This is a genomic window from Sphingobium sp. SG1, from assembly GCF_057063145.1.
Genome location: NZ_JBVVOJ010000011.1, coordinates 1 through 24,459 on the forward strand (window position 1 = coordinate 1; position 24,459 = coordinate 24,459).

Annotated in this window: 19 protein-coding genes and 4 pseudogenes; 12 read left to right on the plus strand and 11 right to left on the minus strand. The window is 56.0% G+C overall.

What is annotated here, in order from left to right; translation table 11 throughout:
• Nucleotides 1-29: 29 nt before the first annotated feature.
• Nucleotides 30-305, minus strand: a complete 276-nt coding sequence (locus AC0KVN_RS19795; RefSeq protein ID WP_483656338.1) for a hypothetical protein — start codon at nt 303-305, stop codon at nt 30-32.
• Nucleotides 306-775: 470 nt separating this feature from the next.
• Here AC0KVN_RS19795 and AC0KVN_RS19800 point away from each other — a divergent pair, with 470 nt between their 5' ends.
• From AC0KVN_RS19800 to AC0KVN_RS19815, 4 genes are all read left to right on the plus strand, one after another.
• Complete coding sequence (locus AC0KVN_RS19800; RefSeq protein WP_483656339.1) at nt 776-2,932, plus strand: glycosyltransferase; 2,157 nt, start codon at nt 776-778, stop codon at nt 2,930-2,932.
• A gap of 77 nt (nt 2,933-3,009) precedes the next feature.
• Complete coding sequence (locus AC0KVN_RS19805; RefSeq protein WP_483656340.1) at nt 3,010-4,098, plus strand: glycosyltransferase family 4 protein; 1,089 nt, start codon at nt 3,010-3,012, stop codon at nt 4,096-4,098.
• A complete protein-coding gene (locus AC0KVN_RS19810; protein WP_483656341.1) occupies nt 4,095-5,405 on the plus strand; it encodes a glycosyltransferase family 4 protein in 1,311 nt (436 codons plus the stop codon). Before AC0KVN_RS19805 ends, AC0KVN_RS19810 begins: the two co-directional genes overlap by 4 nt.
• Before the next feature lie 59 nt (nt 5,406-5,464).
• Nucleotides 5,465-6,673, plus strand: coding sequence for a polysaccharide biosynthesis/export family protein (locus AC0KVN_RS19815; RefSeq protein ID WP_483656342.1), 1,209 nt, complete (start codon nt 5,465-5,467; stop codon nt 6,671-6,673).
• A gap of 47 nt (nt 6,674-6,720) precedes the next feature.
• Here AC0KVN_RS19815 and AC0KVN_RS19820 read toward each other — a convergent pair whose 3' ends face one another.
• Both AC0KVN_RS19820 and AC0KVN_RS19825 read right to left on the minus strand, forming a co-directional pair.
• Nucleotides 6,721-7,644 carry a KpsE/RkpR family capsule polysaccharide export protein gene (locus AC0KVN_RS19820; RefSeq protein WP_483656343.1) on the minus strand — a complete coding sequence of 308 codons (924 nt, stop codon included), beginning with the start codon at nt 7,642-7,644 and terminating at the stop codon, nt 6,721-6,723.
• 217 nt (nt 7,645-7,861) lie between these two features.
• Nucleotides 7,862-8,677, minus strand: coding sequence for an ABC transporter permease (locus tag AC0KVN_RS19825; RefSeq protein ID WP_251007659.1), 816 nt, complete (start codon nt 8,675-8,677; stop codon nt 7,862-7,864).
• A 161-nt stretch (nt 8,678-8,838) separates the two neighbouring features.
• On the opposite strand from AC0KVN_RS19825, the gene AC0KVN_RS19830 reads away from it, so the two are divergent.
• On the plus strand, nt 8,839-9,750 hold the full coding sequence (locus AC0KVN_RS19830; protein WP_483656344.1) for an FkbM family methyltransferase: 912 nt from the start codon (nt 8,839-8,841) through the stop codon (nt 9,748-9,750).
• 7 nt (nt 9,751-9,757) lie between these two features.
• Here AC0KVN_RS19830 and AC0KVN_RS19835 read toward each other — a convergent pair whose 3' ends face one another.
• Nucleotides 9,758-11,923 carry a glycosyltransferase family 4 protein gene (locus AC0KVN_RS19835; RefSeq protein WP_483656345.1) on the minus strand — a complete coding sequence of 722 codons (2,166 nt, stop codon included), beginning with the start codon at nt 11,921-11,923 and terminating at the stop codon, nt 9,758-9,760.
• Between the two features lie 240 nt (nt 11,924-12,163).
• On the opposite strand from AC0KVN_RS19835, the pseudogene AC0KVN_RS19840 reads away from it, so the two are divergent.
• A pseudogene (locus AC0KVN_RS19840) lies at nt 12,164-13,227 on the plus strand (IS630 family transposase).
• A 54-nt stretch (nt 13,228-13,281) separates the two neighbouring features.
• Here the strand turns inward: AC0KVN_RS19840 and AC0KVN_RS19845 are convergent.
• The 6 genes and pseudogenes from AC0KVN_RS19845 to AC0KVN_RS19870 form a co-directional block, all read right to left on the minus strand.
• Nucleotides 13,282-14,031, minus strand: a complete 750-nt coding sequence (locus AC0KVN_RS19845) for an IS5 family transposase (protein ID WP_483656346.1) — start codon at nt 14,029-14,031, stop codon at nt 13,282-13,284.
• The gene (locus tag AC0KVN_RS19850) at nt 14,015-14,215 is read right to left on the minus strand and encodes a hypothetical protein (protein ID WP_483656347.1); all 201 of its coding nucleotides are present in this window, start codon (nt 14,213-14,215) and stop codon (nt 14,015-14,017) included. The genes AC0KVN_RS19845 and AC0KVN_RS19850 overlap by 17 nt, the downstream gene beginning before the upstream one ends.
• 147 nt (nt 14,216-14,362) lie before the next feature.
• Complete coding sequence (locus tag AC0KVN_RS19855) at nt 14,363-15,067, minus strand: hypothetical protein (protein WP_483656348.1); 705 nt, start codon at nt 15,065-15,067, stop codon at nt 14,363-14,365.
• Complete coding sequence (locus tag AC0KVN_RS19860; RefSeq protein WP_483656349.1) at nt 15,064-15,222, minus strand: hypothetical protein; 159 nt, start codon at nt 15,220-15,222, stop codon at nt 15,064-15,066. Before AC0KVN_RS19860 ends, AC0KVN_RS19855 begins: the two co-directional genes overlap by 4 nt.
• Before the next feature lie 96 nt (nt 15,223-15,318).
• Nucleotides 15,319-16,397, minus strand: a pseudogene (locus tag AC0KVN_RS19865) (IS630 family transposase).
• 69 nt (nt 16,398-16,466) lie between these two features.
• Nucleotides 16,467-17,279 carry a class I mannose-6-phosphate isomerase gene (locus tag AC0KVN_RS19870; RefSeq protein WP_483656350.1) on the minus strand — a complete coding sequence of 271 codons (813 nt, stop codon included), beginning with the start codon at nt 17,277-17,279 and terminating at the stop codon, nt 16,467-16,469.
• Between the two features lie 188 nt (nt 17,280-17,467).
• On the opposite strand from AC0KVN_RS19870, the pseudogene AC0KVN_RS19875 reads away from it, so the two are divergent.
• The 3 genes and pseudogenes from AC0KVN_RS19875 to AC0KVN_RS19885 all read left to right on the plus strand — a co-directional run bounded on the left by AC0KVN_RS19875 (nt 17,468) and on the right by AC0KVN_RS19885 (nt 21,594).
• A pseudogene (locus tag AC0KVN_RS19875) lies at nt 17,468-18,638 on the plus strand (IS3 family transposase).
• A gap of 341 nt (nt 18,639-18,979) precedes the next feature.
• Nucleotides 18,980-20,065 carry a mannose-1-phosphate guanylyltransferase/mannose-6-phosphate isomerase gene (locus AC0KVN_RS19880; protein ID WP_483656366.1) on the plus strand — a complete coding sequence of 362 codons (1,086 nt, stop codon included), beginning with the start codon at nt 18,980-18,982 and terminating at the stop codon, nt 20,063-20,065.
• 35 nt (nt 20,066-20,100) lie between these two features.
• A complete protein-coding gene (locus AC0KVN_RS19885) occupies nt 20,101-21,594 on the plus strand; it encodes a phosphomannomutase (protein ID WP_483656351.1) in 1,494 nt (497 codons plus the stop codon).
• A 650-nt stretch (nt 21,595-22,244) separates the two neighbouring features.
• Here the strand turns inward: AC0KVN_RS19885 and AC0KVN_RS19890 are convergent.
• Nucleotides 22,245-22,394: pseudogene (locus AC0KVN_RS19890) on the minus strand (IS1380 family transposase); the annotation flags it as partial.
• A 342-nt stretch (nt 22,395-22,736) separates the two neighbouring features.
• Here AC0KVN_RS19890 and AC0KVN_RS19895 point away from each other — a divergent pair.
• From AC0KVN_RS19895 to AC0KVN_RS19905, 3 genes are all read left to right on the plus strand, one after another.
• Nucleotides 22,737-23,030 (plus strand): hypothetical protein, encoded by a 294-nt coding sequence (locus tag AC0KVN_RS19895; protein ID WP_483656352.1) that lies wholly within the window; start codon nt 22,737-22,739, stop codon nt 23,028-23,030.
• A complete protein-coding gene (locus AC0KVN_RS19900; RefSeq protein ID WP_483656353.1) occupies nt 23,027-23,800 on the plus strand; it encodes an FkbM family methyltransferase in 774 nt (257 codons plus the stop codon). Before AC0KVN_RS19895 ends, AC0KVN_RS19900 begins: the two co-directional genes overlap by 4 nt.
• A 99-nt stretch (nt 23,801-23,899) precedes the next feature.
• Nucleotides 23,900-24,457, plus strand: a complete 558-nt coding sequence (locus AC0KVN_RS19905; protein WP_483656354.1) for a hypothetical protein — start codon at nt 23,900-23,902, stop codon at nt 24,455-24,457.
• Nucleotides 24,458-24,459 lie beyond the last annotated feature (2 nt).

Here is a 24,459-nt window from a genome sequence, read left to right on the forward strand (position 1 = left end):
AGCCTTCCTCTACGCCGCCGCCGCCATGCTCATGCTACGCCGTTTGGCTCGGTCAGCGTGAGTTTCGAAACCGACTCTAAGACATCGTGGCCGCCGCCATATTCTAGCGCGGCATAGCGGCCCATGTTGCGGAAAATGGACCGAGCGATCGAATTTTCACTGCCGTTGATCCTCAATCCACCCGCCAAAGCTCTTTCATTGTCGGATGAACAGCGTCTGGCGGTCAGGGCGGGATCGCTCAGCCTTGCTACCTCGAATATCAGTCGATCAAGCCGCACGTTGCTGCTGTTAATGTCGAATGGCATGACCGCCCCAGCCCCCCCCCCCCCCCCCCCGTCAGGGCCAATGGAGAAGTGGAGAACCGCACATCGCTTCTCGTCCGCAAAGAAGGGTGGAGGCATCGCCTGAATCCTGGGTCCGCAAGATGACGGGACGCGTGATCCGAACCAGTGTCGCGATCAGATAATGGCCCGACGGCAGGGCAATGGTTCCCCCCGCAGGCGTTTGGTCCAGGCATGCCCTGAAGGCCGGTCCTGCGTCCTTTTGCGAACCGGCAAAAGCTGGGATGCTGTCGCACGGGCCGCGATCTGCAGGTTCTGTAGATGCAGTCCAAGCGCTACCAGAGGCAAGAAGAGCTGGCAGAAACAATGCGGCTCCGATAATCGCCAATTGGACACGGCAATAAGTCAACTTTCCAGACTTGCGGGATAGCGAGCGCTGGGGCAGGAGACGATGAGGCACGATGTTACCTTTTGGTTTCTGCATGGAGCATGACATGCTGTCGAAAATATTGAGTACGGTTCAGAAAGTGAATTATCGTCGTAAAGGTAATCAATGTCGTGCCGCACGGGATTGGCCCGGTGCGGTCAATGCCTACACAAAACATCTTGCCGAAAATAACGCCGATCAGCAAATATGGGTTCAACTGGGCCATGCCTGGAAAGAGCAGGGACAACTGGAGGAAGCTGCGAACGCTTATCAGACCGCGGTCAATCTGGACATAGATGACGCAGACGCCAACATTCACCTCGCCGACATTCTGCGCCGCTTGGACCGGGGTGAGGAGGCGCTTGTCGCCTATGAGCGGGTGAACGCCGTCGCGCCCAATGCCGAAGCTATCCGCAATATCCGGTTGCTGCGCCAGGACAGCAAGGCGACCAGCGCGCTGGAACTCGGCGAAGGAACGGTCTTTTTCGCGATCCAGGATCTATTCGGCTATCTCAAGGCGCATGTGACGATGTCCGGCATTCAGCGCGTCCAAGCCGGCATCGCGCTGCACGCCATTCAGGATGCGGCTGTTGATGTTCGTTTCATCCTTGGCAATGCGGTGGAAAGCACACTGCCGCCCGGCGAGTTCTGGATGGTCGACAATGCGCAGGTTCTACGGATCATCAAATATGCATCGGGTAAACAGGTGGATCACGATACCCTGCGCGCGCTGGTGATGACGTGCGAGGATGCGGCCGAACGCGTGCTGCCGCTGCAGGGAAGTACGATCATCCTGCTGGGAGCTTTCTGGGGTCTTGGCAACAGCGTCGGAGATTTCATCCGTTCCAAGCGAAACGGTGTCCGGATTGGTGCCTACGTATATGATATCATTCCGGTAACACATCCGGAATTCTGCGATGAAGCGTTGGTTACTGATTTTTCGATGGCGATTTGCGAGCTATGCGCGGTTGCCGATTTCATACTGACCATTTCCGATGCCTCGCGGCAAGCTCTGGGCGAATTTATTACGAAGAATGGCGGTCGCCAGATTCCGATGATGACGGTGCCGTTAGCGCATCATCTCACGCGTACCGCCGACGATGAAGTGGAATGGCCCGAGCAGTTGCGACGCGTGAAGGGCAAGCGCTACGTCGCTTATGTTTCGACCATAGAAGGCCGCAAAAATCATCTTTATGTGGTCAATGTCTGGCGGCGGCTGATGGCCGAAGGAATCGATGTTCCCGATCTGGTTTTCGTCGGACGGCATGGATGGAAGATCGGCGCGTTGACGGATGTGCTCAACGCTACCCATAATCTTGATGGTCGGCTGCACATCGCACACAATTTGTCGGACGGCGAACTGAATGCGGTTTATGAGAACTGTGAATTTTCGGTTTTCACCAGTTTCGTCGAGGGCTGGGGATTGCCGGTAGGCGAAAGTCTATACCACGGCCGCCCCTGCATCGCGTCGGATACTTCGTCTATCCCGGAAGTGGGTGGCGCCCTTGTGGATTATGTCGATCCTTTCAACATCACTCAGGGAATAGACATTTTCCGTCGGATGATCACCGATAAGGCGTATCGGGATCGCCGCACAAAGATGATCCAGGATAATTTCGTGCCTAGGACATGGCATGATGTCGGCGCGGACTTCATGGAAAAAGTGAAGATATATCAGAATATTGAAATCACGCCATTCAAGTCAAACCTCGCCGAAGGAAGCTCGCTTTCCTTCAAGGTTATTGCCGGAAGCACTGTCGATACCGGAAGATATTTTCATCTTCCCAAGAGAATATTGATAGATTCTTCATTTCTTTATGCTCCGGAAGATCATGGCATCTGGTTGCGGGGGCCAAAGCCGTCCTTTAGCATACCAACCGATATGGCTCCGGGCTCATCCGTGCTGGTATATCTGCAACTTTCCACCGCACCGGGCTCTGCCGATTGTACGCTGACCTTGTTCGATGCCGTTGCAAGTGAAGAAATGAAGTCAATCAGGATGTGGGACGTCAGCCATGGTCAGGTCATCAGGCTCATGGCCAAGGTTGATGACGAGGGGACTATCCAGCTCAAGATGGATGTAAAAGGATCCTATCCAAGATATGAGAATGACCGACGTGACTTTGTCGTAGGTCTGCGCGCTGTCGGCTATGCGAAACCGGAAAATCTTGCGGCGCGCCAAGAGCTTTACGAAGCCATGAGCTTGGTGGATCTGGCATCCTGACGCATCGAAGGCTCTGGTCGAGGCGTAGATGCGTGACAATGGACCGGAATGTACCGGTTTGCATCGATGGACGGTTGTTGAACGACGGAGGGGCCGGTACGGGGGTGGCACAATATGCCCGAACCTTGGTATCGGCCCTGCGCTTGGCGGGCAGGCCGCCGATGATCCTTGATGACGGGGGATCGCAAGCTCGCCGGTCAGATCATGGCAAGCGCATGGTAGCGCTGCGTCCGTGGCCCCGCAAAGCGGTAGCGAACGGGGAAGGATATTGGGCGCGCGATATCTTTCGCGAAGCGCATGTGTTTTTTAGTCTCTACAAAAAGCCGATGCCCCTTGACTTACCGGGCCAGCCTGGCGTCATGCACTGGACCTATCCGCTGCCGATGCGGATACGTGGCTGGCGCAACATCTATACCGTCCATGACGTGATGCCGCTTGATCCCAGCGTGCCGACCCCTGTCAACGGCCTTCGATTGCGAACCATATTGGACATGCTGCGGGCTGATGGGGGTGATTTTGTGACGGTATCGGAAGCCGCACATGCCCAGATTACGGCCGCGATGGGTTGGCCAAAGGACGAAGTGATACCCTGTCATCAGGGCGTCGATGTCGCAGGAGTGGAGCAAGGCACGCTTCCTTCCGGCCTTAAGTCGGGCGGCTATCTCCTTTATATCGGCGCCGTCGAGGCTCGCAAAAACCTTACAGGTCTTTTGGAAGCCTATCGTTCCAGCGGGTTGAGAACACCACTCGTAATTTCCGGCCCTGACGGCTTGGATGTGGCGTATATTGATGCCCTTATTCAGGCAACTCCCGGCGCAATGCGACTGGGCCTCCAGGCGCGTGATACGGTTCTTCAGCTGATTGCAAATGCACGAGCTCTGACCCTCGTATCATTGGCCGAAGGTTTTGGAGTGCCCGTCGTTGAAGCAATGGCATTGGGCACGCCTGTTCTTTCTTCCAATGTCCCGGCACTGGCGGAAATTGGCGCGGGAGCGACGCTGCAGGTCGATCCGCTTGATCCCGCGCAGTTGCGCGACGGACTGATCACTATCGATAGTCATCTTTCATTGCGTGATGAGCTTATTGCGCGCGGACTTCAAAGATCCCGATATTTTGAATTGGAGCCCTATGCACAGCGGCTTTTGAAACTGTATGGGATGGCATGACTGATACGGTATCGGCGGCCATGCGCATTGGCGTTGATGGCTATAACCTGGCTTTGCCGCAGGGAACGGGTGTCGCAACCTATGGGCGTAACTTGGCAGGGGCTATTGCGGAACTGGGCTATTCCGTTGATTTGCTGTTTGGAGTTAACATTCCCCGCAAGGTGAATGACGATCTGCGGGAATCTCTGTTTTTCGGCCAATTGGGAGCCGATCCGCCCCATCGCCTTAGCATGCGCCGACGGATGCGCCGCTGGCGTGTGCATCCCTTTGCTCATGATATGATCGAAATTCCTGTCACGGGCCGCACAGTGGCGTCGGAAGGCGGTCACCGGCTGCCGCCATTTGACCGTCTCTTCAACCGGGCAGAGCTCTACGATGTGTGCGCTCGGCACTTTCGCCGGTACAGCAAATTTATGACGGTCCGAATTCCCGATCCACCGGCAATCATGCACTGGACCTATCCGCTGCCGATCCGGTTGGCAGGCGCCCGCAACATCTACACCCTGCATGACCTGGTTCCGCTGCGTTTGCCGCGCGCCAGCCTTGAAGACAAGCGCTACTATGACAGGCTGGTGCGGGCTTGTGTCGCGCAGGCAGACCATATTGTTACCGTATCGGAAAAGTCGCGCTCTGACATCATTGATCTGATGCAGGCCGATCCTGAAAGGATCACCAACTGTTATCAGGCTAGCGACATGTCTGCGCTGCGCGATCCCGGATCGTTGCCCAATCGCCTGCACCAGCTTTTCGACCTGGAGATGAAAAAATATTTCCTGTTCTTTGGCGCGATCGAACCCAAAAAGAACCTGGGGCGCGTGATCCAGGCGTATCTGGAATCGAATGTCGATACGCCGTTCGTGATCGTGGGAGCCGAGGCCTGGCATGCCGATCGCGAACTGAAGCTGCTGGGCAATGCCCATGGCCGCAAATTGCCCGGAGTCGATCGTATCCGCCGCATCGACTATGTGCCGCGAACCCTGCTGACAGATCTTGTACACGGGGCGAAGGCCTGTCTGTTTCCGGCGCTGTATGAAGGGTTTGGTTTGCCCGCCCTGGAAGCTCTGGCTGCCGGCGTTCCGCTTCTGTCTAGCACGACTGGCGCTCTGCCCGAGGTGACGGGCGAGGCGGCTTTAGCAGTAGATCCTTATGACATCGACGCCATAGCGCATGGCATCAGACGCTTGGACATCGATGATGCCTTGCGTATCCGGCTTGCGGCCGAGGGGCTGGTCCAGGCAGACAAGTTTTCCCTTTCCACCTACGCCGGACGAATTCGCCAACTTTACCATGGGATCGCCAGACGCTAGGCGCATGGAAAGAAGCAACCTGAAATGAAACTGCCCTGTCGCAGCATTGGAGTAATGTCATGTACGTAAAGTGCCGGGGGCTGTTCATTCGCCCGCACCTGATTCTGCTGGCTGCGACGGCATTAAGTGGCTGCGCAACATTGCCTCGCAATGGGCCGACCGGCAGCCAGATTGAGCGAAGCGCTAAGCAGAACACGATCGGCTTCCAGATCGTCGATATCAATCCTAGCAACATCGGCGCATTGTCGGCGATGTCTAACTCCTCCGGGTCGCTTGCTGCACTTGCTGCAGGTGGAGAGGTCGATCAGATTGGTCCAGGGGATGTGCTTTCTATCGAAATTTATGAAGTAGGTGTTACGCTATTTGGTGGCCGAGCGACCATCGGTACTGCCAATGTGTCATCCGACAGCGATGCTGGTATCTCTGCTCAGAACGAGACACTCGGCGGCAGTGGCGTCATTGTGGATCGAGGCGGGAATATCTCGCTGCCCTATGCTGGTACCATTCCAGTAGCAGGGCTGACCACGACGGAGGTCCAGGATCGGATCGTAGCGAGATTGCGAGATAAATCGCAAAGTCCGCAGGTTATAGTGTCTTTGCGCCGGAACATCGCTAATACGGCGGTTATCATGGGGGATATCGCTAATCCGGGGCGCCTCCCATTGACGTTGGCACGGGAGCGTTTGCTCGATGCGATTGCCGAAAAGGGCGGAATTAGCCGCACCGTGCAAACAGGTTCTTCGACGGCGACTGGGACTGGCGCTCAAGATGTCATCGTTCGCTTTACCCGGCGAGGTCATGTCGCCGAGCAATCGCTCGACAGCATCGTAGCCGGTTCGCCCGACGATCTCGTACTTCTGGGGGGGGACCGGATTGAATTGATCCGTCAGCCTAGAACCTTCACCGTCTTTGGAGCGCTCGACCGGATATCTCAGATCCCGTTTGAAAGCCGCACTTTGACTCTTGCCGAAGCGCTAGCGCGCGCTGGCGGCCCCAACGATGGACGGGCGGATCCGAAATCGGTGTTCGTTTTTCGGTTAGTACCAGCAGGCGGGCTTGAAGGAGGGCAGCAGGCCCCGCAGACTCCGGTCGCCTATCGGATCAACATGATGCAGGCGCAGAATTACTTTCTGGCACAGCGTTTCGTGATGCGAGACAAAGACATGATTTACATCGGCAATGCGTCGGCGAATCAGCCTCTTAAGGTCATCCAGGCTTTCGGGCAGCTATTCTCTCCAGTGGTCGCGGTACAAAACGCGACGCGATAGGAGAAAGAAAAAGGCCCGGCAGATTTGTTGCCGGGCCTTTTTTGTTTTCATGCGGCGTGTTCTTTAACACCTGCGACGAGCAGCCAACCGACGCCATATACAAGCACCAAAGCGAGGAAAGCTGTGATCACAGTTTTAGTGCGCTCTGGATATAGCGCTTTCACAGGCATGTTTGCATCGACCACTGGAACGACAAACAATTGCTGTCGGCGAGCATCGTCCTGCGCCCGCTGCAGTGACGCTGACGCCAACTCCAGTTGCTTGCCGGCCATTTCCTGCCGGACCTTGATACCTTCATAGGCGCCTAAACCCGACGCGACGTTCCCGGGTCCATTAGAGAGTTTGGACGTTTCAGCGGCCACCTGACGGGACAAGGCTGCAACGCGGTGGCGAAGCGCCACGAGTTGCGGGCTGTTAGCACTGACCACAGATGCTACGGACGCTTCTTGAGCGCGTGCGACGGCAAGTTGCCCCTGAAGCTCGGACACGAGATCCGTTCGCGATGCGCCGGTGATCTGAGGATTGAAATCTCTCTCGTTCCGGCGGAACTGGGTAATCTGCTGCTGCACTTGCGACAGATTAGCTTCAGCTTCCTTGACGCGCCGCTCAGACATCAGGATTGCGTTAGCATAATTGCGCTGATTGAGCGTGTTGACCCGATCTTCGCTGAGCTTCAGCAATTCCTGGATGATGCGATAAGCATCCTCAGGGCGGAAGCCGCGAACCTTCAAGGTCGTAACACCGGTTTCGGTGCTTACGTCGACGTCGACCTTGCCCTTGAAATATTTCTCAAGCTGCTCTGGAGTGGGGTTGGCGAACCAAAGACGCGAGATCAGATCGGCTTCGGGCCGACGGAAGCGCTGGCTTAGACCGATCCGAGACTCCAGGGCGTCTACCGCATCATGCGATTCCAGGTAATCTGCAACCAACATAGCGTCACGCTCAGAAGAAGCTCCGCCAACCATCGTCAAGGCTTGGCTCAAGCCGCTTGGTGCCGGAGCGGTTGTTTCCGACGTCCGGACAACGAAATGGGCCTCGGATTGATACTGATTGGCCGCTATCAGATAATAATATATCGCTACTAGAGCGGTTGGAAGCAGCACAATCAGACACCAGTTGCGATGCTTGCGCAGCCACCCGATCAGCCGAGACTGAACCGTTGGGGATGAGTGATCCAAAGTTTACACCTTATTGAAGATGGATGCGACGCCGGGTCGCTTTGATAGATGCAAGCCCGCCATATGTCAGCAACAGGCAACAACCAGCGATATAAGGTATATCGACGTAGGTATCCTTCGCTGTGTGAAACTGGCCATATCTTAAAAGTTCAAATATGGTTGTAAGGGGAAACCAAGTAAGCCACTCTTTGTATGGCTGAGGAATCCATGAAAGCTGATAGAATGCACCAGATATTGGCATCAAGACATACGTTATTGGGTGAACAAATCTTGCGACCAACTTATTGTCATGCGTCGACGCACATATCAAAAGAGAAATAGAAAAAGAAAACCAGAATAGTAATATTATTCCTATTAGAAGATAATATAATCTTGCTGGAAAATCAGCGATGCCGAAGGCTATTGTCAGTCCAATTAATGCCGTAAAGGACATTAATGTGCCGACGGCTTCGAGTAGGCCGCGTGCCAGCATCATGTCGAAAATGGTCACACGCCGATGGTAGAGAAGCGGCATATTTGATTCCAAAGCACCGTCCGCACGCGTCACCATGCCGCGAAACATGATGAAGAGTGTGTAACCGAGAATGGCGAATGGAACAGGGTGAATACCGCTATGAGGCAAACCATGGCCCATATGAAGCAAGGCAACGGCGCTTGCGAGGCTGAGAGGCTCCAGAAACACCCATAGATAGCCGATATTCTCGCGGCCATATCGAGTATGCAACTCGCGCATCAACAGCGCGCCGATAACATCTCCTTGGACCTTGAGGCCGCGCCAGAAGCCGCGATCACCCATGGATCCGGAAGTGTCTGAAATCATGTTCATGAGGGGCTTCTAACGTGATTTGGAGGCCGATAGAACAGAAATTTAGCATGGTGGCGCCGCGCCGTGGGGGCAGCGGCGCAGCGGGTGATACGCTTTAAAATACTCATGCCAGCGTTCTTACATTGTCGCTTTATCACCCGCTTTGCCTTATGGGCGAGCATATGAAGCACATCCCCTATTTTTCGAACGTTGCTGCCCGCTTCCGTCACGGATCTGCAAATGATGGGGGTATCAGGCTATTTCACCTCAACCATCTTCTCACTCAGCCCCGGCAACGTAACGAAGCGGTGATCCGCCAGCTGTGCTCCAATGCCTATCTCGGTGGAAATCGGTCCTTATGCCGGGTGTTGGGACGCTACAAAATGGTTGTTGATACCACCGATGTTGGACTGTCCAGTCACCTGCTTCTGGACGGTTATTGGGAAATGTGGATCACCGAATTGCTCGCGGCAGTGGTGAAGCCGGGCATGAAGGTTGTCGATGTCGGGGCCAATCTAGGCTATTTTACACTGCTTCTGGCCGATTTGGTCGGATCTGCAGGCGAGGTGCACGCCTTTGAGCCTAACATCGATCTGGCGCGCCGGATGACGCAGAGCTTAGCGATTAACGGGTTCGATGCAATCGCCAAGGTGCATGAGCAGGCGTTGGCGGATGTTGAAGCAGACGTATTGCTGGTTGTGCCGACCGACGAACCCAAAAATGCCCATCTGCTGCCTGCGGAACATCCGGTGTCCAATGACCAGGCAACGGAAACTCGCCTGATGCGAACCCGCAGGCTCGACAGTTATGAAGAGCTGCATGATGCGGATATCATCAAGATCGATGCCGACACATCTGAAATGGCGATCTGGAACGGTATGTCCGGTATATTGGAGCGGGGGCGCTCCCTTACCATCGTCCTTGAATTTGCGCGGGTTCGTTATGATAACCCGGGTGGATTTATCGATCAGATCCTAGCCGACGGGTTCACTATTTCTGTCATTTCGTTGGAGGGTGGCATTCAACCTATCAGTCGGGAGGCAATCCTTGCGGCTCCCCCGACAGAGGATGTGATGCTGTTACTGGTACGCTAAATCCAATTCAGCATGATATTGGATTTTGTGTAACCACGATTTTTTCTACCATGAGCTCGCCGGTGATTGGGATCAGATTAATATGAACAGGTCCGGCAGAATCGGGGAGGGGTAGGGAGATGGCGATCGGGGTATCGGGCGCCCAAAATGTCTCCTGAGATAAGCCATTCAGTTCTACTTTAATGTGAGCGGGACTAGGCATGGAAGCGACATGGATTTCCGCCTGCCCATCGGGCGAGCCTGACCAGGAAAACCATAAGGCAGCTCCCTTGCCATTGATCCGACACCCAGAATTGGTCGGCACAAGCCATCCATCGCCATGGCGCATCGCTTCGCCTGACAACATAACATCGTTGATCTCCCTAGGAAGTGACATGAGCCAAGTTCCCGGACCAGCTATACCCATCAGGTCGTCCTGTCGGCGCGGTTTGATCAATTGAGCCTTAGCAACCAAATTTTGCGCAATCTGCAGCCATGTCTGCGGCGCATAGCTATGTTCTATCGCCGCCTCAGTTGTCGCGAGCACCTTTCTGTCGAGCAAGGTAAGCACGGTTGCTGCGATGTCGTCAGCATCATGCGGGTTGAAATAGCTCGCATAGGCGCCGCCGGCTTCCGGAAGAGAGGAGACGGCCGAAACTGCGGGCACCTTGCCGTAAGACAGGGCTTCTGAAACTGGCAGACCCCAACCTTCGTAGAAACTGGGATAGAGTGAAAACAGGCAATGCTCGTACAATGTGGCAAGTCTGTCGTCAGGCACTCCGTGTAGGATTTTCACCATTTGGTTCAACTGCGGATTATCGCGCAACATCTGGTGCAAACCATCATTCAGCCAGCCACGCCCCCCCACACACACGAGATGCGGCACTGCTGCTTCACCTAATCTTTCAGCGAGTTTCAGCCAGGCGCTGAATGCTCCGATATGATTTTTGCGAGGCTCAAGCGTCGAAACCATCAAAACATAATTGCCAGGTTTCAGGCCATATTGCTGAAGGACGTCGACGCCAGCGGAGCTTTGTTTAAAATCGCCATTGAGCGAAACGACGGAAACAGCATCTGCTGCTATGGGCGCATCCCACATTGCGGACTGTTCAATCAGGTCCTGGCGGGTAGCTTGTGAAATAGCCAGGCAACCATCGACCGAATGGAGCATGGATCCAAACCAGGTTCGATAATCTCGGACCAGCGATTGCATAAACCAGTCTGGCCCAATCAGCGGGATTAGGTCAAACACCAGCGGAATGTAAATCATCGCCTTACGATCACGCGCATTGCGAACGTCGAGCAGGTAGTTTCTATCGGCCCATGACGTTCCCAGATTGATAAGAACCGCCAAGGTCGACAGTTGGATGGTAGGAGACACCGCGACGGTGCGGTACAGGCCTTCCAATTGTCTTACCCAGGCGGGATCTGTCACGTCATCGCTTTGTTTGGCTAAATGGCAAAGCGCCTGAAATTCATCATGAGGCAGAGCAATCCATCCTCGCCGAGCGCCGGAATAAAGGCAGAATATCGGTTGGATATCGGTGGGTTCATCAAGCAGAGCCAGTGATATCTCAATCTGGACCCGTTGAATGCCCGTAGGCAAGCGCCGCTGTCCAAAAAAAGCAAACAAATCGGTCACATCAAACAGGATAGCGTGTGGCGCCGCCAAGCTGAAATTGGATTTCTCTGCCGCAGTCGGATCGAGGTCGAAGACGGTAAAGGCATCCTCCCAAAAACTCGGAGATGCATCAGCACCACGATCTGGCATCAATCGCGCCAGCTCCGAGAGAGCCTGCAAATTGCCCGGGTCGCGTAGCAAGGCTTTGATAAAATATGCCGCAGCATCATTGGGCTGCCACCAAGCCTTTGCCATATGCCCCAAGTGCAGCAGCGGCTCGACGTTGTTGATCTTCAAACGAGCCGCTTCCTCGTAAGCCGCGGTCGCCCGCTCAATGGCGCCGGCCTCCTTCTCCATATGCCCAAGCTGGATCCAGAGATGGTATAAATGAGGTTCAAGAGCCAGAGCCTCACGGTAATATAGGGCTGCCTTGTTCCAATTCTGCAACGCGCGGGCGCTGTCCGCTGCCCTTATGTGGGCAGCGGTGTTTCGACGAACCGGGAAGCCATTTGATCTGGGATGAAGCGCATATTTTTTGGACACGCGGTCCAACCAAAATTTAATTCGTTGCATGCTGCACGATCTAAGCTTGGAAGGCATTCGCAGCAAATAGTTTCCGGTACAGGGTTGAGGTGGTCTCGCGTTCTTTATCAGTTTGGCGGCTAATGAGACCTGAGCGCGGGTGGGCGTAGAGCTATGTAATCACGCAGATATTCGACGAGTTATACCGACCTCCAGTGATGCTGACTCACGAGGGGGATTCCCAAGGCGCTGAATTTCTGAATCTATGGCTTCCCGTTGGAGGGCATGGCTATGGGTGCAGCGATCGGATTGCGGGACGACTTTGGCGCGGTGGGCTTGAGGCGACTGGCGCGTGCGACCAGGAGCGCGAACCAAGGGCGGCGGCTGCTGGCATTGGCGGAAATTTATGATGGTGGGAGCCGCAGCGATGCCGCGCGGATTGGCGGCGTGACGTTGCAGATCGTGCGCGACTGGGTGGTGCGCTTCAATGCCCGGGGGCCGGACGGACTCCTCGACGGGAAGGCGCCGGGCAAGTCGCCGTTGTTGAACGATGCCCAGCGTCGGGCTCTTGCGGAGATCGTTGAAAGCGGCCCGATCCCGGCGATCCATGGAGTTGTTCGCTGGCGGCTGATTGATCTGGTGCGGTGGCTCCATGGCGAGTTTGGTGTGTTCCTGACGGAAACGACTGTGGGGCGGGAGCTGAAGAAGCTGGGCTATGTCAAACTGACGGCACGCCCGCATCACCATGCCCAGAACGAATATGCGATGGAGGACTTTAAAAAGGGGGCTTTGCAGCCGAGCTGGCAAAGATCAAAGCCGCCCTCCCGCGTGGCACGCCGATAGAGGTCTGGTTCCAGGACGAGGCCCGGATCGGCCAGAAAAACAAGATCACCCGGCGCTGAGCCAGGCGTGGCACCCGGCCGTCGGCACCCAAGGACCAGAGGACGAAATCGGCCTACATCTTCGGTGCGATCTGCCCCGAACTCGGCAAGGGGGCGGGCCTGATCCTCCCGTTCTGCAACACCCAGACCATGTCGCTGCACCTGACGGAGATATCGCTCGCTATCGAGCCAGGTGCCCACGGTGTTGTGTTGATATATCAAGCCGGGTGGCACATGACCGGAAAGCTGGAAGTGCCAGAGAATATCAGCATCATTCCGCTGCCCCCGAAATGCCCCGAACTCAACCCGGTCGAAAATATCTGGCAGTTCATGCGGGATAACTGGCTGTCCAACCGGATCTTCATATCGCACGACAACATCATCGACCTTTGCTGCGAAGCCTGGAACAAGCTGGTCGATCAGCCGTGGCGCATCATGACTATCGGACGCCGTAAATGGGCGCGTGGGTCGTAATCAATGCATCTTGGTATTATCCATCGGGCCTGCGCTTTGCGGTCGGAGGCGATATCATGCTGGAACGGAGAGAATATTCATCGTGCGCTTGAGGTTGTAGGCGATGGCGGTGAGGTGGACTTGGATGGCAGCTTTGGCGAGACCTCGCCATCGCATTCGGCGCAGGCCGTAGCATCGCTTCCATGCCCCGAAGATCTTCTCGATGCGGGCGCGCACGTGATGGATCGGTTGATTCCATTCATGGAGCTTGCGGAGCGTTTCAGCTTCGTCGCGGCCCCACATGCCGGTGGCGACGATCCGGGGAATGCCGCCCTTTGCCAGCACGGCATCACAAAAGTGATTGCCGCGATAGGCGCTGTCGGCAAACACCTCACCGGGATTGTCGGGCAAGGCATCGGGACCTGCTTTGCCGTCATTGATATTGGCCGATGTGATCGACACTTCCTCTCCCAACGCGGTATCGGCATCGGCGCCAACATGGGCCTCGAAGCCGTGAACCGCCCGCTTTCCCTTGTGTTTTACCCAGCGCGCATCATCATCGTCTTCACTGGCTGAGGCAATGATGGTGGCATCGACCAGGGTTCCGGTCTTAACCGTCACTGTCTTGGCCTTGAGCTGCATGGTCACGGTTTCAAACAGGGATCGGTCAAGTTGGTGCGCGACCAGCAGTCGGCGGAATCTGACAAACGCGGTACGCTCTGGCGTCGCCTCATTCGCGGAAAACCGACAGAAGCGGCGAAACGAGGCCCGATCGTCAAGGGCCTCAGCCAGCTTCACATCGGACAGATCATACCAGATCGACAACAGGAGCGCTTTGAATTGCCAGGGGCGGCCAAGCGGGCTCACCTTTGGAGGCCGGATAAAGCGGTTCGAGAAGAACCGCGACCGTGTGCCAATCAATCAGCGATACAAGCGCATCCAGCGATGACGTCGTGCGCTCGGACCTTGAAAACCCAAACCGCTCCTGACCAATCGAACGCTGCGCCACGACCGCTCTCCTCCCTGGAAAGCCCATAGAATCAGCAATTAACGCGCCTGTCTACGCCCACCCGCACACAGGTCTCATAAATGTTCAAACAAAATATATAGCGTATATTTTTTGACACCAATTTTCCTGCATTATTCTACGGAATAATCAATATTTTTTTCTTATAATATCGTAAAAATTGATATCCTTATCATTATACTCCAAAATCTTATTATAAATCTTTTTATCTATGTCATTTATATTTATTGATTTCGATGTTTTGTTGATTCTTTTTATAGAATTAATATTTTTTTTAAGATTCATGATCTTTGCGACTTTTATACAAAATTCATCCAATTCGTCAGTAAATCCAACCACATCATATTGACCAATTGCTTTAATAGCCCAATAAATAAAATCGCAGTCATTCAATTCCGCTCTGCTAACCAGAATACTTGCGAAGTGATTTACATAATAATTTTTAATGGATTCTTGAAATGGTAGCGACATCTCAAAATCAATGCCATCTACGAATTTTCTCGCTTCAATGCAGAGAAGGTTATTCGGATCATTTTGACTGACATCGTGAATAAGATAAGAAAGCCAAGAAATTACTCTATTTACAGGATGGCGAAGAACGGTCGCATACATCCAGCCCGGATGAAGACCCTCACCATGGAACCAAATATGACCGGAAATCACGGAATGCATGCCGCCGTATTTAGTGATAAGAGTTTGGTGATCGCCGATCAAACCACCACATACCGCATTGGCGTAGCTAGCATCGGCGATACAATCATTCACCGAATGCCCGCCAGTTTTGGCGAGATGATCTATTAAAATCCTACATGTAATTCTCGAATTTTGTGTCATTTTGTTATTTTCCATAATTTATTTGCAAATATTACTTTATTTAGATAATTTATAATTAAACCATCTTCATGTATATGTTGCAGAAAATACAGTGATGGGGCATAGAAGGCTTCTTCGCCAAACTCAAGCAATGGCGCATCATCGCCACCCGACACGAAAAACGCTTCACTAACTTCCTTGGCTTCGTCAAAATCGCCAGCATCGTGCTATGTTGTCGTCACTATATTCTAGACGCTGGCCCATTACGGCATCTAGTGGATTGATTCCAACACTTGGTGCCCGCGCCGCACAGCGCCGATAATTTCGTCCGGATTAGCCCTCCAGACGAAGGGCGGCGGGTCCTGGTTATGCTCCTTGATAAAGCGGTTGATAGCGGCCTGTAGATCGACGACGAAATGAAAGATGCCGTTTTTCAACCGCCGCCTCGTGAGCTTGGCAAAAATGCCTTCGACGGCATTGAGCCACGAGCAGGACGTCGGGACAAAGTGGAAGGTCCAACGCGGATGCCTGGCCAGCCAGGCACGGACTTTGGGCTGCTTTTGGGTCGCATAATTGTCCAGGATGACGTGGATGGCCTTATCGGCGGGCATTTCGGCTTCGATGGCGTTCAGGAAGCGGATGAACTCCTGATGCCGGTGCCGCTGCATGTTGCGGCCGATCACGGAGCCATCCAGGATATTGAGAGCAGCGAACAGGGTGGTGGTCCCGTTGCGCTTGTAATCGTGCGTCATGGTTGCCCCGCGATTACGCTTAAGCGGCAAGCCCGGTTGGGTGCGGTCGAGCGCCTGGATCTGGTTCTTGTCGTCGACTGACAACACGATGGCGTGGGCAGGCGGCGAGACATAAAGCCCGACGACATCGTGCAGCTTCTCGGCAAAAGCCTTGTCGTTGGACAGCTTGAAACTGCGCCACCGATGGGACGCCAGACCGTGGTAGTGCCAGATCTTCACAACTGATGATGCCGCGATACCAATGGTTTTGGCCATCGCGCGCACCGTCCAATGCGTAGCTTCATGGCTGGGCGGTTCCAGCGTCAGCGCCACGACCTTGTCGACCAGAGCGGCATCGAGACGCGCTTTCCCCGGAGGCCGGGTCTTGTCGCGAAGCAACCCATCCACACCTTCGGCCATTAAGCGTTCCTGCCAGCGCCATACACAAGTCTTCGATTTGCCGGTCGCCGACATGATCGCCTGGGTGCCCAGGCCCTGAGCTGTCAGGAGAATAGTCCGTGCCCGCCAGACATGATTCTGGGGCGAACCGCGCGCAGCAACAATTGCTTCAAGCCGCTCGTGTCCGGTGCTGTGACCTCGATCTCGATACCCGTTCTCATGCCGCATCGTCGCACGGCACCAACAGCATGGAAATCCCTCAAATGGACTCATTCGTTCCGATCAATCCACTAGCATGGAATGGCGAGGAGGGCCGATACCGGTCCCGCCGTCAGGGTAAAAGCGCATTCGCCCTCCAGCAGCAGGCAGTCGCCCTTTTCCCATGACAAACCATTGACCTTGCCTGCGCCGTTCAGCGGCGTGAACCACAGCAGCTTGCCGTCTGGCACGCTGACACTCTGGTCTTCGTTCCAATGGACAAGATCGAGCGAGAAGGGCGCTGCGCTATCGGCAATCAGCCGGGTTTCACTACCCAGCGGCGCTTCGATCAGGACATGCTTGTAAGGGGTCAGGCGGCTGACCGCGACGCCCTCGTCCAGATGCAGTTCGCGCGGGCGGCCATAGTCGTAGAGGCGATAGGTTACGTCGGCATTCTGCTGGATTTCCACCAGCGTTACGCCCGCGCCGATCGCATGGACAGTGCCCGCCGGGATGAAGTAGCAGTCGCCCGGCTTGACCGGCTTCCAATCTATCCACTGTTCGAGCGATCCATCCTGCGCGGCGGCGCGGAAATGATCAGGGGCCATGGCCGCAGTGAGGCCAATGCCCAGCGTCGCGCCAGGTTTGCAATCGAGGATATACCAAATTTCCTCCTTGCCGCGCGCCAGCCCCTTATTACAGGCTTGCGCATCGTCGGGATGCACCTGGATCGAAAGCCGTTCGCTGGTGAAGATATATTTGACCAGCAAGGGCAGGTCGCGACCGTCGCCGTTTTCAAACCAGACTTCGCCGATCTGGCGGCCCGCGCCAGCGGCCGCGAAGATCGGCGGAAGGTCGGTTCGGCCCCATGGCTTTTCGACATAATGGGGAACAAGCTTTAGCATCGACAGGATATCCAATGACCAAGACGGAGGTTTCTCCTTAGTCAAAGCATCCCTGTCAACAGGATCCGGCGCAGATAATGGCCGTAATCCGACTTCCCCAGCTTATCCCTCGCCTGCTCCAGTTGAGGTGGTGCCGGTTTTCCGGACAGAATGCTAAGCTAATCCCGATCTGATGGATTGGTACGGGAATAAAGACGACGAGAAAGCGCTACAGCGCGGATTTCAAGGCGAAGGTGGCGTTGGAGGCGATCCGGGGTGACCTGACGCTGGCAGAACTGGCGGCCAAGCACAGTGTGCATCACACGATGATCGCGGCTTGGAAGCGTCAAGCCATCGACGGGATGGCAAGCACGTTCTCCGGGGCTGGCGATGCGGCCAAGGCTACCAGCGAGAGCGAGGTGGAAAAGCTGCACGCCAAGATCGGGCAACTGGTCGTGGAGCGGGATTTTTTAGCGAAAGCCTTCGGTCGATGAGCGTGGACGGGAGGCGGGCGATAGTCGAGCCTGCTCACCACCGTCTGTCGATCTCGGCGCAGTGCCGTCTTCTGCGGATCAGTCGCTCGTCGTATTACTACGCGCCGGTGCCGGAAACGGACGAGACGCTGGCGCTGATGACGGTGATCGACGAGACGTTCATGGAGTGCCCATGGTACGGCAGCCGCCAGATGGCGCGGCACCCGCGGCGCGCTGGCCACGAAGTCGGGCGGCGGCGGGCACGGCGCCTGATGGCGAAGATGGGCCTGTCACCGATCTACCAGCGGCCTCGCACCAGTGAACCACACCCACAGCACCGGGTCTATCCCTATCTGCTACGCAAGCTGGTGATCGCGCGGCCCAATCATGTCTGGTGCGCCGACGTGACCTATATCCCGATGCGTCGCGGGTTCCTTTACCTGGTCGCGATCATGGACTGGACAACCCGCAAGGTCTTGGCCTGGCGGCTGTCAAACACCATGGACGCCGGGTTCTGCGTCGCGGCGCTAGAGGAAGCACTGGCGCGCTTCGGCAAGCCCGAGATCTTCAACACTGACCAGGGCAGCCAGTTCACCAGCTTCGCCTTCACCAGTGTGCTGCGCGATGCCGAGGTCCGCATCAGCAGGATGGTCGGGGGCGGTGGATGGACAACGTCTTTATCGAGCGCCTCTGGCGCTCCCTGAAATACGAGTGCGTCTACCTCCACGCCTTCGAGACCGGATCGGAGCTGAAGGCTGGCCTTGGCCGGTGGATCACCTATTACAATACCCAGCGTCCGCACTCGGGCCTGGCCGGGAGAACCCCGGTCGAGGCCTATCGGCGGATCGGGCAATCAGATCATGGGGGGCATGCCCCCCATGATCTGATGATCAAGCAGGCGGCATGAACGACAACCGGGATTAGCTTAACTCCGCCGCCAAACTGTCCAAGAAGGCGGGACCACCTCAGAGCGTAACATCCTGATCTACCCGTTGCATCCCGACGCTGCCGGCATTATCCATGAGTTGCCCGAACCGGTCTGGTGGGACGAGCGGCTTTATGGATGAGAGCGAAGGGCTGTGCGAAGAAGCTTTAACGCCCGAAAAGCAGGTCCATCTCTTTGTAACCGTTCTGTGACATGTCCTTTTTTAAGGCTTGGCAAGCTTTCTGTTTTTGCCCATGACGTTCGAGACTATTGCGGGGGGCGCACCGCATACAGAAAATTGGCTCTTAAATTTCAGGCGAGATATGTCCAGCGATTCAGTGAATATCGTCCCCGTCATCCTGTCCGGTGGATCGGGCACACGCCTTTGGCCGGTTTCCAGGCCTGAGTGTCCCAAACAGCTGCTGCCTCTGACGGCGGATGAAACCATGTTACAGCTAACAGCGGTGCGTACACGAGGGTTTGAGGACGCATTGGTCGGTCATCCGATCCTGGTGTCCAACGCGCTTCACGCCGGCATCATCGACGAGCAGCTACAAAAGAGCGGCATCGCCGACTATCGGGTCATCTTGGAACCGATCGGTCGCAATACCGCGCCCGCCATCGCGCTCGCCGCCCTAGAAGCGCAAAACGATGACGCGCTGCTGGTGATGCCGAGCGATCATGTCATCGCCGATCTGCCCGCTTTTCATGAAGCAATCGCCCGCGCTCTGCCGCTGGTCGCGCAGGGCTGGCTGGTGACATTCGGGATCAAACCTGACGGGCCGGAAACCGGCTATGGCTATATCCAGATGGGCAATCTGTGCGGCGATGATGTGTATGCCGTCGCGCGCTTCGTCGAAAAGCCTGACGTCGCCAATGCGGAACGAATGCTGAACGAGGGCGATCATGCTTGGAATGCAGGCATCTTCCTGTTCCGCGCCGATGCCTATCTGGCCGCGATGGAGACGCACCAGCCCGACATGCTGAAGGCCGTCAAGACCGCAATGGCGCAGGCGAAGCGTGACGGGGCGCATATCTTTCCAGACGCTATGGCCTTCCACGCATGCCCGTCGGATTCGGTCGACTATGCGATCATGGAAAGGGAAACACAGGTGGCCTGCGTGCCAGTCAGTATGGGCTGGTCGGATGTCGGGAGCTGGGATTCCCTGCACGCCGTCAGTACCCGCTGCGCCGATGAAAATGCCGTGCTCGGCGACGCGCTGCTGCTCGGCGCGCGCAACTGCTTGGTCCATAGCGATGGGCCGCGCATCACGCTGGTCGATGTCGATGATCTTATCGTCGTCGTAGCGCAGGGTGACATCATGATCCTAAAAAGGGGTGAATCTCAGAAGGTCCGCAAGGTGACGGAGGCTCTCAAGGCCCTCGACGCCGCCAAAGCCGCCAGCTGACCCCAACCGTCTTTCTCCCATTGCAGCGGATTGCCATGACCCAAACAGTTTCCATCGCCGACCTCATGGCGCAGTCCGGCGTCGCGTTCGGCACGAGTGGCGCGCGCGGCCTTGTTTCGGCGATGACGGATCGGGTATGCTTTGCCTATACGCAGGCCTTTCTACAGCATCTTGCCATTATCGGCCAGTTCGGCCCTGGAACCCATGTCGCCATCGCAGGCGACCTGCGGCCGTCCAGTCCCCGAATCATGGCGGCTTGCGCCAAGGCGATCGAACATATGGGTGGCACGGTAGATAATTGCGGCTTCGTGCCGTCGCCTGCGGCAGCCGCCTATGGCTTCGGTCGGGGCATTCCGTCGCTGATGGTGACGGGCAGCCATATCCCCGACGACCGCAACGGCATCAAGTTCAACCGCACCGATGGCGAGGTACTGAAGGCCGACGAACAGGGCATCCGTGGGCAAATCGTCGATCTGCCCGACCTGTTCGATGGCGAGGAGATGCTGGCGCCCACCGCGCCTGACGCGCCGCTAGTGGATGCCACGATGCCCTATATTGCGCGCTATGTCGATGCGTTCGGAAGCCAAGCCCTTTCAGGCATGAGGCTAGGCGTCTACGAACATTCGGCGGTGGGGCGCGACATATTGATCGCTCTGGTCGAAGCGCTGGGCGGGGAAGCGGTGTCGCTGGGCCGTTCGAACAAATTCATCCCCGTCGACACCGAAGCCGTCCGGCCCGAGGACCAGCAACTCGCGCGGCAATGGGCGGTGGACCTGAAGCTCGACGCGATCCTATCGACCGATGGAGATTCCGACCGCCCGCTGCTGGCCGATGAAAGCGGCACCTGGATGCGCGGAGACGTGCTGGGAATATTGTGCGCGCGGGCGCTGGGTATCGGCGCAGTTGCGACGCCGGTGAGTTGCAACAGCGCGGTCGAGTTATCGGGCCTGTTCAACGCGGTGCGCCGCACCCGGATCGGATCGCCCTTTGTCATCGAAGCGATGAACGCGCTCGCGGCCGAGGGGCATAAGAGCGTGTGCGGCTATGAGGCCAATGGCGGCTTCCTGCTGGCGACGCCGGTGGCGGCGGCGGGTGGGACGCTAGGCGCGCTGCCGACGCGTGATGCGGTGTTGCCAATCCTCGCGACGCTGATCGATGCGGGGCGGCAAGGGGTGGCGCTCTCCGCTCTCTTGGCGCAGGTGCCCGCACGCTATACGTTCAGCGAGCGGTTGCCGGCCTTTCCCACGGCGCAGAGCCAGGCGCTGATTGCTTATCTGGAACACGGCAACGAGTCCGATGCCCTCGCGCGGCTGACAGCGATGTTCGGGGACATCGCGGGCGAGGCGGACAGGATCGACCGAACCGACGGGCTGCGCATCCATTTTGTCGGCGGCGACATCATACACCTACGGCCTAGCGGCAATGCGCCGGAACTGCGCTGCTACACCGAATGCGGAAGCGCGGAACGGGCGGCGGCTCTCAACGGGCAGGCGCTAGTGCTGGTGCGAGATCATTTTATTCCGGGCTGACCGGTGCAGCGCGGACGGCGAAAGCAACAGCGAGTGAGGCAATTATTCGCAATATTGCGTTTTGCAAGTCCTTACGAAATATCGGTTTTCGGGCGCATGTGGTTTGGGATGATCGCACACTATCCTATCTCCTCTTAGAGGCTGTCGTCTAATAGCGGCCTAGATTGCAAGACCTAAAGCGTAGTAGGGATGAACTTGCCAGAAGCACGGTCGCCTTGGCGGTCAACAGATGTTGCCGCATAATGGGGATTCGCGGGAGAACCTTCCAATGTGTCAGATGCACGATCCAATAACGGAAGTGCAACAGCCTCGGCGGAATGGTTCGGCCACGTCCTGGCAAGGACACCTCTACACGCCCAAGGGCGTGTGAGCTGGCAAGGTTTATGTCGTAACAGTCGCCTTTCTTTCAAAAAGCTCGCCGACACGAGCATGGCGTGCATGATAACATCGAGTTTACGCGCGACGGTGTTGATTGCCACTGAGATGTGCCCCGGGGGCGCTATAAGTTTCCACTGAGAATTGGCTCTGACTCACTTTTGCTGCTGGCGATGGTCACGCACCGATTACGCGCGCGCAGCAGGTCCGGCTTCGCTCGACCATACATCTGTCGCTTTATCAGCTTGAGACGAGTGATCTGCCCCTTAGTCTGCCCGTTTGACGGCCTGCGCCAGCAACAGCACGCCTTCGTCAGAGGTCAGCCAACCACCGTCGAACACGGCTGTGATCTTCTTGCCGCTGACAGCCGGGAATCCGAAACGGCTTGCGATATCGTCGTTCATGGCGGGTGTGGCCTGTGGCATTTTCTGTCCTGCAACAGGGCCGGCGTAGACACCCAGTTTCTAATGCAGATCAGAGGCTTGCACCACTCCCGCCCACCCGCTCGCCCGCCTCAGTAAATAAAAGTGGTTAGCCCCTCTTGCTATCAAGCGGATCAGCGGCTTATGATCCGCTGCGTCTACGGGCCTAGGGGCTTGAACAGATATAGAAAGAGCAAAATATATCCAATGGACGCTGACAGGACAAAGATTCCCCTGCTCCGTGCACTCAGGTTGGCACCCATTTATCTTCGCTGCGATTACCCGGCTTTCGTCCGGCATGTTTACTTGAGTGGCCTCGGGCGTGACCCTGAACCTGGCGTCGCGATGTCACCGCTCGACAGCCCGGAGGATGTATATGAGACCCGCGTGCGCTACATTGGCTCGGTCTTGGTAAGCGAAGAGATTCAATTGCGCGGTTATGATGCGATGGTGAACGCCGTCCCTGACATGCTGGGTTGCAGCGACCGGCAGAGGGTAGCGCAGATGGTGCAACGCGTGTTTCCAACAACACCTGCGCTGATAGCCGGAATCGGCATGCTGATGAATCATGTAAGCGAGAACAGCCGCAGGCAGGATTTGCTTCTGGCCACTGTGGCATCGGCGGGTACACGCTATTGAGCTTTATCAGCTTCGCTCAGAATTTTGAGGATGTTCTTCTCTGGCGTGCGCTTAAGGACGTGGAGCAGGGCTGCTATGTAGATGTCGGTGCGCAGCATCCGCGTATTGATTCTGTTAGTCAGGCTTTTCACGATCATGGTTGGCGCGGCATACATGTGGAACCGTCGCCCCATTATGCTGAGATGTTGCGGGATGGCCGTCCTGGCGACATTGTTCTGGAGGCGGCAGTTGGTAGCAAGCGGGGAAAGGCTGTCTTTCACAATATTCCCGACACTGGGCTGTCAACGTTTGACACGCAGGCGATGGAGCAAGCGCTAGCGCGCGGTTTCATGGTCGAGGACATCAGCGTAGACATGATTCTACTTGATGATGTCTTTGAGGGAGCCGAGGGGATAGTGCACTGGCTCAAGATCGACGTTGAAGGCTATGAGACACAAGTGATCCGAGGATGGACCTGTGTAGTCAGGCCATGGGTCCTCGTCATCGAAAGCACATCTCCCGGTCAGCAGGTGGAAACGGACCGCCAATGGGAGGCCGATGTGCTGGCCAAAGGCTATCGTTATGTATGGTTCGACGGGCTTAACCGTTTTTATGTCCACGAGGATCATGCTGAACTGGCAGAACGAATCGCCATGCCGCCCAATGTGTTCGATGAAGCTGCATTGAGTGGGGAATCGACGTCCAACTTCGCCATGCTTCTACGTCATCGGATTGAAGGGCTGGAACGGGAATTGGCCGCTCGCCCGTCTCCGGGTAAGAGCAGGGCGTAAAAACAGAGAAAATGACGCACTGCGTCATTTTCTTCATGGAGCGCTGTTGGACCGAGGTATTTACAAGTATACCTGGGGAAGCAGGAAAATGCCGACAGCATGGCTAGAATGGTGATGCGACGAGTGTGGAGTTGTAAATTCGTGGGAATCAAAAAGCTCTTTAGATTCTACAGGGATGAGACGCTGCATAAGGCAGTTGCTAGTCTTTGCACCGACATTGCTGCTCTTCGCGAGGAAACAGCGCAAATCGCGTCCTCCGTTTCCAATCTGGATGAGCAGCAGAAAGAGCTTGTTAGTGTAAAGGGCGACATTTCGTATCTTTCCAATGTCACTCGGGCTGGCCTAGATCAGGCAACTGCCGTGCGCGGCATGATCGACGACATGGAGGAGCGTTTGTCCGACATCGCTCTTGCCCACCTCACCCAGACGGGTGAATTAGGCGATACAACGATTGCAACCTTAGCTGAGGTATCGCGGCTGCGCCAAGCGCTGGGGCTAAAAGACTTGGCTGATCATACGGATGCCATTGGCTTTATCGTTCAAGGTCATGATGTCAGCAGAATCGAACCCGAAGATCCCGACGCGCTAGAGCTTACAATGGAAGAGCGCCAATCTCTTCTTATACTATCGTCCTTCTTCAAGAATTTGGTGAATTGATC